9 protein-coding genes are annotated in these 13,170 nt (G+C 61.5%); 5 read left to right on the top strand and 4 right to left on the bottom strand.

Translation table 11 applies throughout. The features are described 5' to 3' along the window. The first annotated feature begins 99 nt into the window (after positions 1-99). Genes ACSQ8V_RS22050 through ACSQ8V_RS22060 form a run of 3 tightly spaced genes read left to right on the top strand, consistent with a single transcriptional unit; the run spans position 100 to position 4,073 of the window. Entirely contained in the window at positions 100-1,548 is a 1,449-nt protein-coding gene (locus tag ACSQ8V_RS22050) for an MFS transporter (protein WP_436207156.1), read from the top strand. Beyond that, entirely contained in the window at positions 1,545-3,029 is a 1,485-nt protein-coding gene (locus ACSQ8V_RS22055) for a sugar ABC transporter ATP-binding protein (protein WP_436207157.1), read from the top strand. The genes ACSQ8V_RS22050 and ACSQ8V_RS22055 overlap by 4 nt, the downstream gene beginning before the upstream one ends. 3 nt (positions 3,030-3,032) lie before the next feature. Beyond that, entirely contained in the window at positions 3,033-4,073 is a 1,041-nt protein-coding gene (locus ACSQ8V_RS22060) for an ABC transporter permease (RefSeq protein ID WP_436207158.1), read from the top strand. Positions 4,074-5,158: 1,085 nt separating this feature from the next. On the opposite strand, the gene ACSQ8V_RS22065 is transcribed toward ACSQ8V_RS22060, so the two are convergent. From ACSQ8V_RS22065 to ACSQ8V_RS22080, 4 genes are all read right to left on the bottom strand, one after another. Beyond that, complete coding sequence (locus tag ACSQ8V_RS22065; RefSeq protein WP_436207159.1) at positions 5,159-6,118, bottom strand: aldo/keto reductase; 960 nt, start codon at positions 6,116-6,118, stop codon at positions 5,159-5,161. 78 nt (positions 6,119-6,196) lie between these two features. After that, on the bottom strand, positions 6,197-9,127 hold the full coding sequence (locus tag ACSQ8V_RS22070; protein WP_436207160.1) for a bifunctional diguanylate cyclase/phosphodiesterase: 2,931 nt from the start codon (positions 9,125-9,127) through the stop codon (positions 6,197-6,199). Positions 9,128-9,371: 244 nt separating this feature from the next. Next, positions 9,372-10,610 (bottom strand): MFS transporter, encoded by a 1,239-nt coding sequence (locus ACSQ8V_RS22075; RefSeq protein ID WP_213762068.1) that lies wholly within the window; start codon positions 10,608-10,610, stop codon positions 9,372-9,374. A 122-nt stretch (positions 10,611-10,732) separates the two neighbouring features. Then, positions 10,733-11,758, bottom strand: a complete 1,026-nt coding sequence (locus ACSQ8V_RS22080) for a GlxA family transcriptional regulator (protein ID WP_436207161.1) — start codon at positions 11,756-11,758, stop codon at positions 10,733-10,735. Between the two features lie 103 nt (positions 11,759-11,861). Here ACSQ8V_RS22080 and ACSQ8V_RS22085 point away from each other — a divergent pair, with 103 nt between their 5' ends. Together ACSQ8V_RS22085 and ACSQ8V_RS22090 are read left to right on the top strand one after the other, a co-directional pair. Continuing rightward, positions 11,862-12,545: a DJ-1/PfpI family protein gene (locus tag ACSQ8V_RS22085; protein ID WP_213762070.1), complete on the top strand. Its 684-nt coding sequence runs from the start codon at positions 11,862-11,864 to the stop codon at positions 12,543-12,545. A 69-nt stretch (positions 12,546-12,614) separates the two neighbouring features. Beyond that, positions 12,615-12,911, top strand: coding sequence for a DUF4148 domain-containing protein (locus ACSQ8V_RS22090; RefSeq protein WP_436207162.1), 297 nt, complete (start codon positions 12,615-12,617; stop codon positions 12,909-12,911). Positions 12,912-13,170: the final 259 nt, after the last annotated feature.

Raw genomic sequence — 13,170 nt, forward strand, 5'->3', positions numbered from 1 at the left:
CGGTTCATATCGAAAGAAAAACTCGTTCTTTGCGTGACGCGATAGCTATCCGTATAAAGCTTCTTTGCCCTGCAACCCGCAAGCCCAAGGAGCCGTATCTTGAGCACAGTCGACATTGAAACCGTCCTGCCTGCATCATTGCCGATTGGATCGGCCAGCGACGTATCGCGCCTCATCAACACGAGCGTCTCCAAGAACAATCATGCGCGCGTGATTGTCTTGCTCGCGCTAGGCGGCGTGTTTCTAGACGCTTACGATCTCACCACACTGTCATATGGCATTCAGGACGTCACGCGTGAATTCAATCTGACCCCTGCGTTAAGCGGTTTTGTCAGTTCGTCGATCATGATCGGCACGATTCTCGGTAGCCTCGCCGGCGGATGGCTCACCGACAAGATCGGTCGTTACCAGGTCTTCATGGCCGACATGCTGTTCTTCGTTGTGGCGGCCATTGCGGCCGGCCTCGCACCGAATGTCTGGGTGCTGATAGCGGCGAGATTCGTAATGGGACTCGGTGTAGGGATCGACCTGCCCGTGGCGATGGCGTTTCTCTCAGAGTTTTCGAAATTCAATGGACGCGGCAATAAAGCGTCGCGGCTCGCAGCGTGGTGCCCGATGTGGTACGCGGCGTCATCGGTGTGTTTCCTGATCGTGTTCGCGCTGTACTTCTTCTTGCCGGCTCAGCATGCCGACTGGCTCTGGCGAGCGTCGCTGATCTTCGGGGCCGTACCGGCGCTGATCATCATCATGGTGCGCAGCAAGTTCATGAACGAGTCGCCACTGTGGGCCGCGAATCAGGGCAATCTGAAAGAAGCGGTGCGAATCTTGCGGGAGTCGTATGGCATTCACGCGCATGCCGTGGACGACACACGAGAGCAGAAAGCGTCGAAGCAGCCACCGGTCAAATTTCGCGTGCTGTTCCAGCGGCCTTATCTGCAGCGAACGCTCGTTGCCAGTGTGATGAATCTCTGCATCCCGTTCGAATATACGGCGATCGCCTTCTTCCTGCCGTCCATCCTGTCTCAATTCCTGGGTGCTGGCGTGTTTGAAACGATCGCGGCATCGCTAGGGCTTAACGTGCTGTTTGCTTTGACAGGTGGTTTGCTCGGCATGCGGCTAGCTTATAAATTCCCCTCGCGTCACGTAGCAATCGCGGGCTTTGCATTGCAGTTCGTTTCGTTGATTGCGCTCGCGTTGATCGGACATCCGCAGGCGGCGCTAGGTATTGGTGTTGCCGTGCTGATGTTGGGTACGTGGTTGTTCGCTGAAGGTTTCGGCCCGGGCGCGCAGATGATGATCTACCCGGCCTTGTCTTATCCGACTTCCATTCGCGGCACCGGCGTGGGTTTCGGCCGGTCGCTCGCTGGCATTGGAAGTGCACTCGCGTTGTTCGTCTTGCCGATCCTCAAGGCCCGGTTTGGCACCGATATGTTCTGGATAGTTGCGTTGGCCGCCGTGATTCCGATCGCATTCCTGGTGCTGATCCGCTACGAGCCGACCGAGCATGATATTGACGACGAAAACGCGCCCACACCGGCGAAAACGTGACAGCCGACCTGCCCGTGATAGTCGCGAGGTCGGTGTCGAAACGCTTCGGCCCGACTGTCGCACTTGATCGATTCGATCTCTCCGTTGCTGCGGGCGAGGTCGTGGCGCTAATGGGCGCCAACGGGGCGGGCAAGTCCACGATCGTCAAGATACTGAGCGGTGTTTATCCCGGCGATGGCGGGTCTCTTGAACTGCATGGCAAGCCGTACGCGCCGGCCTCACCGCAAGAAGCGAAGGCGCTGGGTGTAGCAACAATGCATCAGTCGATCGCTGATACGGTCGTGCCCACCCTCTCGGTCGCGGACAACCTCCTGCTTGATCGTTTCAACAATGCGGCCACGCCATGGTTTATCAGGCCCGCGGCGTGGCTTGAAGAGGCCCGTTCCATTGCTGAGCTGGTTGGCCTTGACGTTGACCTGCGTGCGCCGCTGTTCACGCTGCCGCTTGCAACGAGGCAGCTCGTCACGCTGGCCCGGGCGCTGGCCGTCAAGCCTGCAGTCCTCATACTCGATGAACCGACGGCAAGCCTCTCGGCCGCCGAAGCCGAACGTCTTTTTACCGCACTCGACATGTTGCGCAAGCGCGGTGTCGCGATGCTGCTGGTTTCGCATCGACTAGGTGATCTCAAGCGAATGGCGGACAGGGTTGTGATTGTCCGCGACGGCCGGCTGGTAGCCAATCTGAAAACGCCGATCGATTTCGACGATGCCACTGAAACGATGATTGGCCGCGCATTGCCGAAGACACGTGAACGAAAAGCGGTGCGTTCGACGGCGAATCAGGGGCTTCAGGTCCGGGGCTTGAAATTGTTCCCAAGCGCCGATAGCCCGGCACTCGACTTCGACGCTGCTCGTGGCGAGATCGTCGCGTTTGCGGGTCCCTTGGGAGGGGGCAAGTCGCGGTTAGCCCGGACGTTGTTTGGTATCGAGCGAGTGGTCGACGGCACGATGACACTCGATGGCCAGCCATGGCAGCCGCGCTCTACCGCCGAGGCTATCCGCCGTGGCGTCTTCCTTGTAGGCGAGGACCGCTGGAGTTCGTCGCTCTTTCCGGACAGCGTGCCGTTCGCGTCGATTGAAGGCACATTGAGTTTTCCGTTCCTGTCGAACTGGTTCAGGGGCGGGTGGATCAACAGGTCGCGCGAACGTCGCGAGGCTGCGTCCGCCATCGAGCGTTTCTCCATTCGATGCAACGGCCCGGCAGATCGGGTGGTCAACCTCTCCGGCGGCAATCAGCAAAAAGTCGTACTTGCGCGCTCGCATGCAGAACCCGCCCGCATGCTGTTGCTTGACGAGCCGTTTCAGGGTGTCGACGCCGGCGCTCGCGCGGACATTGCCGATGTGTTGCGAGCGAATGCGGCGGGGCGGGTGACGCTGGTGTTCGTCAGCGCTATCGAGGAGGCGTTCGAGGTCGCAGACCGTGTGCTGCGCTTCGATCGTTCGATCATCGGAACAAACATTGAAGATCTTGCCGGAGCCTGACGCATGAAACCTGGCGCTTCTACCGAAGTAAGCTCCGTTGTTCGAACGGAGTTCAGACATACCAGCATCAGGACGAAGCTGGAACGCAGCGGCATCTTGTTGCTGCTCGTCGCGATGGGTGCGGTATTTACATGGCGTGAGCCGGCATTCTTGAGCGTGGACAATCTGTTCAGCATTTTGCAGGCTGCGTCGATTGTCGCGCTTCTGGCCGTGGGGGTCAGCATTACGCTGGCGGTGGGCGGCTTCGATTTGTCGGTCGGCAGCACGGCTGCAACGGCGCAGATGGCCGCGAGCTACGTGCTGGTTGTGTGGCATGGCAATGCGCTCGCAGCGGTTGCGGCGTGCCTTGTGTTGGGTGTCGGTGCGGGACTTTTCAATGGCTTCCTGATCACGCGTCTTCGCGTCCCGGACCAACTCGCGACGCTCGGAACCTTGTTCCTGCTAGCGGGACTGCAGTTGATTCCGACGGGTGGGCGCTCGCTCGCGACTGGCACGATCTTGCCGGATGGCACGGAGGCCACGGGATCGTTTCCGGCGGCCTTCCTGGCATTGGGCCGGGCTCGCTGGCTGGATGTCGTGCCGGTGCCGGTCATCGTGCTCGCGGTGGTGACGCTGGTCGCGGTGCTCGTGATGGAATTTACCCGATGGGGGCGTGTGCTCTATGCGACCGGCGGGAACGAGACGGCTGCGCGGCTGGCGGGTGCGCCGACGGCGCGTTATCGTGTGGCGGCGTATGTCGCGTCGGGTGTGATTGCTTCGCTGGGCGGCGCGCTGATTGCCGCACGCGTTGGGCGGGGTGATGTTGGCGCCGGTAATTCGCTGCTTCTGGATGCGGTTGCCGCTGCGCTTATTGGGTATGCGGTGTGGGGGGCTAAGCGTCCTAATGTATTGGGTTCGGCCGTCGGTGCCGTGTTTGTTGGCGTGTTGCTCAACGGATTGACCATGCTCAATGCGCCTTATTACATGCAGGATTTTATCAAGGGTGCATTGCTCGTTGGGGCGCTTGCTTTTACGTTTAGCATTGGTCGGCAAGGGGGGAGGTGAATTGGTTTTTGGCGTGGAGGAATTGTTGATTAGGAATGCTGTGGTGTTGGGTTAGTGGTCGGGGTCTATGCCAGGTTGGTGGTTTTGGGGTTAGTGGTCGGGGTCAATGCCGGGTTGCTGCTTTCGGCCGTGGTGGTCTGCGAGAGTCGGATATTCTCTTTATCACTGTTAGCCACTGTGCGTGGCGGCACGTCATTTCTTTGTCCAAAGCGACAAAGAAACGAAGCAAAGAAAGCGCTTTCAACCACGCTACCCTAAGTGTCCACAGCGTGCAGTTTTCATTCATAGGTGCCCCAAAAGCACGGTGCTCGCCAGAGCGAAGGATGTTTGAAACCCTCCTTCTCCGAACACCGATACCCACACGCTTCGCCACCAGTGATTGAATCTGCCCAAGGGGCACCCCGCGCTATCCGCGGACGACCTCCCTCCAAATCAGTACGCGCCTCGAACTGCGTCGCCAACCCTGTTGGAAACGAGGTCGCGAAGATGCGGGCGGCCGTAACCGACGAAAATAGCTGTACAGAACGCGCCGCCAATTCACAGAAACTGAAGCAGCAAACACAAACATGCATCAAGCTGTGGCGAACGAATACGGTCGCACAGACCAGGTAGCTAACCCGCGAAGAACCGCAGCCGTAAATACCCGTGGGGCCTTGTGGGTTCCTTAGCAAATGTGCTTGCCCGAGAACGTACGGGGCGAAGCGTGTTCGTGTCAGGATTCGCGAGAAGGAGGGGTTCACGCATCCGTGGCTCTGGCGAGCACCGTGCTTTTGGGGCACCTATGAATAGAAACTGCACGCTGTGGACACTTAGGGTAGCGTGGTTGAAAGCGTTTTCTTTGCTTCGTTTCTTTGTCGCTTTGGACAAAGAAATGACGTGCCGCCACGCACAGTGGCTAATAGTGATAAAGAGAAAATCCGACTCTCGCAGACCACTAACGCTGAAAGCAGCAACCCGGCATTGACTCAGACCACTAACCCCAGAACCGACCACCCCGGCATAGACCCCGCCCGCCCCAAACCTAGCAACTCACCACCGCCCCAACCCCAAAAAACCGTCCACCGGCGCGAGCGAAAACCACATCCTCAAATCACCGCCGCCGCAATGCGCTGTCTCATCAATTGATCCGGATAACTACCAAATCCCGCACGCACATTATCCCGCATGTACTCCGGCCGCCCGGTGCCGGGAATCACGCAGGTCACCGCCGGATGCGCGAGCACAAACTTGAGCAGCAATTGCGCCCAGGTCGCGCACCCGATCTCCTTGCTCCACTCGGGCACCGGCTGTCCCTTCAGTTTGCCCAGCAAACCGCCGCCGCCGAACGGCTGATTCACGATCACGCCAATCCCGCGTTCCCTCGCAAGCGGCAGCAAGCGTTCTTCAGCGGCGCGGTCATCGGCAGCGTAGTTGATCTGGACAAAATCGAGTGTCTCCGAGCGCATCACGGCTTCCACGTCGGCAAACGCGCCCGACGTGTAATGCGTAACGCCGAGATAGCGAATCCGGCCCTGCGCTTTCCATTCACGCAGCGTAGCCAACTGCGTGCGCCAGTCGAGCAGATTATGAACCTGCATCAGATCGATGCGCGGTTGCTGAAGACGCCGCATCGACTCTTCCATTTGTGCGATACCCGCTTCACGGCCTTCAGTCCATACCTTGGTCGCGACAAACGCACTGCCATGCCCGCCGATGCGCGTCAGCACCGCCCCGGCAACTGCCTCCGAAGACCCATACATCGGCGATGAATCGATGACCGAGCCGCCGTTATCGAACAGGATGCGCAGCACCTCGCCGAGCGCGGCTTGCGCTTGTAGATTGTCGCCGACATCGAAGGTGCGCCAGGTACCGCAACCGACCACCGGCAGCGCTTCACCCGTGGACGGGATAGGGCGCGTGTTCATGCGCGGCAGCGGCACACCGGTGGCGGCCGGCGTTTGCGCGAAGCTCGCAGGCAGGCATAAGGGCAGGCTCAAAGGCAGCAGCGCGCTGCCGGCGGCAAGGAGGAGGTGCCGACGGCGGGCGTCGGCGGAAGTGGGGCGCATGGGCAGTCTCGCCGTGACGGATCAGACCACAGGATAGGCGAAGTCACGAAGGTGCGTGGTGAGCACACCACTCGGCGATCACGCCCTCAAGGTTCTTGAGTCAGCACCTGCCAGGCGCGGCGCGAGGGTGGTCAGCAAGAGCTCGTCCAGCGGCATCGGCCGGGCGAAGTGATACCCCTGCGCCTGCGCGGCACCCATCTCCCGCAGCTCCGCGAGCGTGGCGGCGTCTTCCACGCCTTCCGCCACGAGCGTCAGGTCCAGCGACTCCGCCATCCGCACGATTGCCCGCACGATTGCGCGGCTGCGCGGGCTGGTAGTCAGTTCGAAGATAAACGACCGGTCGATTTTCAGACCGCTGAAGCGGTACTGATGCACATAACTCAGCGACGAAAATCCAGCGCCGAAGTCATCGAGCACCACCGACATGCCGTGATCGGCGAGACGTTGCATTGAGCGCCTGGCCAGATCGGGCTCGGCAACCAGCGCGCCTTCCGTGAGTTCGAGGCAGATCCGCGACGGCGCGACGCCGTGGCGCGCGAGCAGGGCAAGGACGTCGTCGGCGAAGTCCGGGCGCGTCATGCTGTAGCTCGAACAGTTCACATGCACCGGCGGCCAGTCGGCGTGTTGCGGCTTCGCGAGGATCACCGCGACGCGCGTGAGCATGTAGAGATCGAGCCGCCCGATCAGCCGCAAGCCTTCCATTGCGGGAAGGAATTCGCCCGGCGTGATGACGCGGCCATCGGGTTGGCGCCATCGGATCAACGCTTCCAGCGCTACGAGCTGGCCGCTCTTCACGCAAACAATAGGCTGAAAATACGGCACCAGTTCGTCGTCGCGCTTGAGCGCATTGCGCAACGCCCCTTCGCGTGCGACCTGATCGGACACTTCGCAGCGCAGCGCATGGTTGAACACGACGAAGCTGTCACGGCCGCCATTCTTCACGCGATACATGGCGGTATCGGCATCGCGCAGCAAATCGGCCGGCTCGCTGTGAAACTGGCTGTCGGGACTGACAATACCAATGCTGCACGACGAGAACACCACGTGGTCATCGATATGAAACGGCAGGTCGAACGCCGCCAGGATCCGTTCCGCGATGGCTACGGCAGTATCCAGCGGCGCGCCCGGCGACAGCACCGCGAACTCGTCGCCGCCGAGGCGCGCGAGCAGGTCGTTGTCGCGCAGGCAGCTGCGCAAGCGGGCCGCTGCCTGCACCAGCAGCAGGTCGCCGAAATGATGGCCAAGACTGTCGTTCACCACCTTGAAACGGTCGAGGTCGATAAACATCACGGCCAGTTGCTCACCTTCGCCATGATGATCGAGCCACGCCTCCCCCAGCCGCTGCAGCAAGTGACTGCGGTTCGGCAGTCCGGTCAGCGCGTCGTGCGAGTTTTCGTATTGCAGCCGGGCGTTGGCGAGATCAAGCTCGCGCGTGCGGTTCTTCACGCGCTCTTCGAGCTCATGGTTGGCCGCATGGAGGGCTTCGGCGGCGCTGCGTCGCGAGAGGGCGGTATCGATATGGCGCGAGACGAACGTCAGCAGTTCCTGGTCGCGCAGCGAATAATGCACGCGCGTGGAATAGCTTTGCACGGCGAGCACGCCGCGCACGATGTCGCCGTCGAACAGCGGAATGCCCAGCCACGAACGCAGCTTGATGCCCTCGGCCGAGCGTTCTATTTCATTGCTGTCAATGAGCCGCATGGCTTCAGCGAGGTCGATCAGGCAGGGGCGGCGTTGCCTGATCACATACTCGGTCAGGCCGCGCCGGTTACGTCGTGGCGTGGGATGGTCGTTCAGCAGTTCATCGACATGATAGGGGAAGGACACGGTCGCAGTCGACCTGTCCACCAGCGCGATGAAGAAGTTTCGCGCATACAGCAACTCGCCGACAATCCCGTGCAGGCTCTGGAAAAACGCCATCATGTCGCCGTGCCGGCTCGACAATTCGGCGATCTGGAACAACGCCCCTTGCAAGTGTTCGGCGCGTTTGCGCTCTGCGATCTCCTGCCTCAATGCATGGTTTAATTCGGATAACTCAGCAGTCCGGCGCGATACCGTTTCTTCCAGATCGTTGCGATGCAGGATCCGGTCGAGCGCCATTGCCACATGCCGGGCGACGACCAGGAAAAGCGCGCGGTCCTCCACGCTGTAGATTCGGGCGACGTCGTACACCTGCATGGCGATCATGCCGAAGACTTCGTCGGAGGCGTTCTTGAGCGGCGCGCCCATCCAGAATTCGGGGCGATCTCCCACGCAAAAGAAGCGGCCTTCCTGCTCGGCGGCGCGGATTCCGGCGGCGTCGATCAGAAGCGGCTGGCCTGAGCTCAGCACTTGGCCCGTGAGCGACAGGCGTGATGGATCGAGCGTGTCGTAGGTCGCGCATTCAAGCGCGCAGGTATCGATCACATCGACGTAATACGGGTAGGTGATCCCGCCGCTCGACGAGTCGTAAAGGGCGAGATAGAAATTTTCCGCGTCGATCAGCGTGGCGAGTTGGCGGTGCACGCCGAGCAGGAACGCCGATCGTTCGCGCATCGAGCTCGCGAGATAGGCGATTTCATAGAGTACGCGCTGGGTGTTTTGTGCGCGTGCCAGCGCGTCGGTCTGCAGGGCTTCACCCAGGCTGCGGGCAAGGTTGCACAGCGTGGGACTTCCCGCATGGCTGGCAGGCGCGAGCAGCCAGCCGAGGATGTTTTCGCCGCTGCCCGTTGGCCAGAGACACAGACGCTGGGCCGTGCAAAAGGCGTGGAAGGTGTCGGCCGTGAGAAGGCTGGGCCACTCTTGCGCGGCATCGCCCTGATCCGCGAGATGCAGGTTTTCGTCAACCTGATACCACGCCCAGTCGATGGTATCGACTCGAGCGCGGGCAGTGCGCAACAGTACATCGACCGAGCTGTCCGAGCGGGGCCACCGCGCCGGGTCAACGATCGCGCGAGCGACGTCCGCGGCGGAGTCGTCGCTACTGTCGTCGGCCATCGGCGTGGCAGGGTTCGCGGGAAAGACGGTCATCGGCGCTCCGAGCCGAAGGCTGCCCCGGCTCCTGATTCAATCTCGTTCGATGTCGATGTTATCTACTCTTCATCCGGACACTGGAAGGATTGAAAACGCCCGCTCCTTCGTTTGTGCGCACACGCACCTGATTACTATAACGGCAGTACAGCTTGGGGCTTGAGGGTTTTCGTAAGGATCAACCGGTCCTGTTCCTTGCTTTGCTCCCAGGTGAGCGTTCAATACGGCGCATTGCAAGTACGCGTCATGCGCCCGACGAACCGCAGACCGTCGCAGGACGGGACGTCAATGAGCGCCGCTCCACCGCTACGGAAACACCCAGCAGCACGATCCCGCCGCAGGCGAGCAGCGCACCGGTCCAGCCCGTGGCCTCCAGTCCGAAACCCATCGCGACCACTACGCCGCCTGCCCACGCACCCAGCGCATTCGCAATGTTGAAGGCCGAATGATTGAGCGCGGCCGCGACGGTCTGGGCATCGCCGGCCACGTCCATCAGGCGCGTCTGCACGGCGGGGACCACGGCTATGCCGAGTCCCATCGCGAACAGGTTGAGCGTGGCGGTCCATTCGTTGGCCGAAGAATAAGCGAAGGCGGCCAGCGCGGCGGCGTTCCAGATCAGCATGCCGAAGATGGTCCAGAGCCGCGACTTGTCGGCCAGGACGCCGCCAATCAGGCTGCCTGCCGTCATGCCGACACCCAGCGCGCCAAGCAACAGCGGCACGCGCCAGGGCGCCACGTGGGTCACGTTCAGCAGCGTTGGCGTGATGTAGGTGTACACCGCAAACAGTCCGCCGAAGCCGACAGCGATCACTGACAGCGTCAGCCAGACTTGCAGGCGCCTGAACACGCCAAGCTCCCGGCGCGGCGTAGCGCCGCCCGCGTGAATGGGCGGCAGAAAGATGCGCACGCCAATCATCGTAAGAATGCCGAGCATGCCGACAAGCAAGAAATCCGCGCGCCAGCCAAGCCATTGACCAAGCCAGGTCGCGAGCGGCACGCCGAAAATATTGGCAATCGTCAGGCCCAGCATCACGCGTCCGACTGCCCGCGCGCGCCGCTCGGGCGGTACGAGCGAGGCGGCCGTCAACGCCGCTACACCGAAATACGCGCCATGCGGCACGCCGGAAATGAAGCGCGCGATCAGCAGCAGCGGGTAATTCGGTGCGAGCGCGCTGAGCAGGTTGCCGAACGCGAACATCAGCATCAGGCCGATCAACATGGCGCGGCGTGGGAGCTTCGCGAAGAAAATAGTGATGAGCGGTGCGCCGATCACCACGCCCAATGCATACGCGCTGATGATGTGGCCCGTGGTGGGCAGCGACGTACCGAGGCCGTTCGCGATGATCGGCAGGATGGTCATGGACGCGAACTCACCCGTGCCGATAGCCAGGCCCCCGACGGCGAGTGCGAGTTCGGCGGGACCCGCGCCATAGGGCGGGATCACGCGCGTGAGCGGGTCGTTGGGGACATCGATAATGGACATTGAGAAAAAATTGTGAGTGGTGAGCGAAGCGCAATGCAGCATTATCGCGAAAGAATAAATCTTCCGCATCTGCGAAGGTGCGAACGGCCGTGCGGATGGACGACGCTGCGCTGCCGTAGGCGCTAGCCCTGCGTGAACTTCGTCGGGCGTGACTCGTGTGCGACCTCGCCGTCGCCGCCTCCGGAGAAGCGTTCACGGTAAGCCTGCGGTGTGACACCCATTGAACGCAGGAAGCTGCGACGCATGGTTTCCTCCGATCCAAACCCGCAGCGCGCGGCCACGCGTTTGACCGGAAATGAGGTATCGCCAAGCAGGCGACGTGCAGCTTCCAGACGTAATTGATCGATGGCGCGTGCCGGCGTGATCCCCGTTTGCGCCCGATAGTGGCGCACAAAGCTGCGCTCGCTCATGCCCGTGCGTTCGGCCAGCGTCGCGATCGACAGGTCGGCTGCCATGTTTTCAGCTATCCATGCATGCAGGTCGCCGAAGCGGTCGCCGGTTTTTTGCAACGACAACGTCGTGCTGAACTGCGCCTGGCCGCCCGGCCGCTTGAGGAACACCACCAGTTCACGTGCTACATCGAGCGCGAGCGCGCTCCCGAGATCGTCCTCGATCAATGCAAGCGCGAGATCGATGCCGGCTGTCACGCCCGCCGATGTCCAGACCGCGCCGTCGCGGATAAAAATGGGCGCAGGGTCCACGCGGACAGTCGGATAACGCTGCCCAAGATCCTCGCAATGCGCCCAGTGAGTGACCGCACGGCGCTCGTCGAGCAAGCCGGCGGCCGCCAGCAAAAACGCGCCCGTGCATACCGACGCAACGCGCCGGCACTGTGCCGCGCGCTCCCTGACCCAGGCCACCTGCGCGGGATCTTTCGATGCCGCATGCACGCCGCGTCCGCCCGCGACGATCAGCGTGTCTGTCGTTTGTTGAGCGGTGGGCAAGGGCTGGGCGAGCAGGCCGAGACCCGCGGTGCTTTGAATCTCCCCCGCGGCGGTAGCGACAACACGCGCACTGTAGGGTGCGCCGGCTCCGCGTGCGAGCGAGAGTTCGTTGGCGGAGGTGAAAGCCTGGAGCGGTCCGGCGACGTCGAGCAACTGGACGTCTGCAAACGCGAGGATGTCGATACGGCGCGCAGCGTAGCTCATGGTTTGAAACCGGGTTGGCGTGAAACGAGGGTTAATTGACAATTTCGCCAAATCGTAGCGAGGTATTGTGAGCGCGTCTACTTCCATTTAAAGGTTCATCGCCATGGCGTTGCATATTGGTTTCCTCGTCTTTCCGCGCGTTCAGCAACTCGACCTGACCGGCCCGCATGACGTGTTCGCGTCGGTGCCGGACGCGACTGTCCACCTGATTGGAAAAACGCTTGATCCGGTCAACGCGAACAGTGGTCTCGTGCTGACGCCTACTATTACGTACGCTGACTGCCCTGCGCTCGATGTCTTGTGCGTGCCGGGTGGAGTGGGTGTCGGCAAGTTGATGGAGGACGACATCACGCTCGATTTCATCAGGCGGCAGGCGGCGCAGGCCCGCTTCGTCACGTCGGTGTGTACCGGTGCGCTGGTCCTGGGAGCGGCCGGTTTGCTGCGCGGACGGCGCGCGACCACGCACTGGGCGGCTCATCATTTCCTGGAGAGCTTCGGCGCCATTCCCGTGAAAGAGCGCGTTGTCCAGGATGGCAATCTGATGACGGGTGGCGGCGTGACAGCGGGCATCGATTTTGCGTTGACGCTTCTTATCGGCTTGATTGGCGAAACAGAGGCTCAGGCAATTCAGCTTCAATTGGAATATGCGCCCGCGCCGCCTTTTAATTCAGGTACGCCCGACACAGCGCCGAAGGCGGTGGTGGATCTTGTGTGGAGTCGCGGCGAAGTGGAGCGTGCTCAGCGCACTGCAATCGTTGAACGCGCAGCGGCGCGATTGAATGGGTAGCAGGCCCGGCGTAGTACCGATGGCGGTAACTCGGTTCGACGGGCATGCTTTTGACAGGAGGCGGATGCCATGCCACGCGTACAGGTTGCTTCAATCACGGTTCTCGCCTCGCTCGGCATAGTGCTGGGCGCGACGCCCGGCGCATTTTCCCAGGGCGCCGATGCAACGCCGGCCGAGCCATCGCCGGCGTCGCCCACACCTAGGCAGGCACAGAAAGCGCAACGCAAAGCCGATAGAAAAGCGGCATGGGCGAAGAATTCGGCGGAACTGAGTAAGCTGGAGAAGAACGGCTATAACCCGGCCGATGATCGTAGCGACTACCCGGATAACTTGCGCCGCGCGCAGAACAAAGCGAACGGGCAATGAGTCCGGGAGGGTTACAGCTCTATGCTGTCGTTGTTCCAGGCATGCCGATGCCGTGCAAGTAACGACGCCTTGGAAGACGACCATGTCGAAATTTCACTTTGCGCGGGTGGTCTTTGCATCCGCGACCATTTCTATAGCGCTTCCCGAGCGCGGCTTTTGCCCAGACCGTTGCTACCGGGTCTACCGCGCAACCGGCGCTGCTAACACGAAGACGCCCACGAGCCCGGACGACTGATTGATTCCTTCATTGATGCTTGCG

It is taken from the genome of Caballeronia sp. LjRoot31 (assembly GCF_964253885.1).
Classification (GTDB): Bacteria; Pseudomonadota; Gammaproteobacteria; order Burkholderiales; family Burkholderiaceae; genus Caballeronia.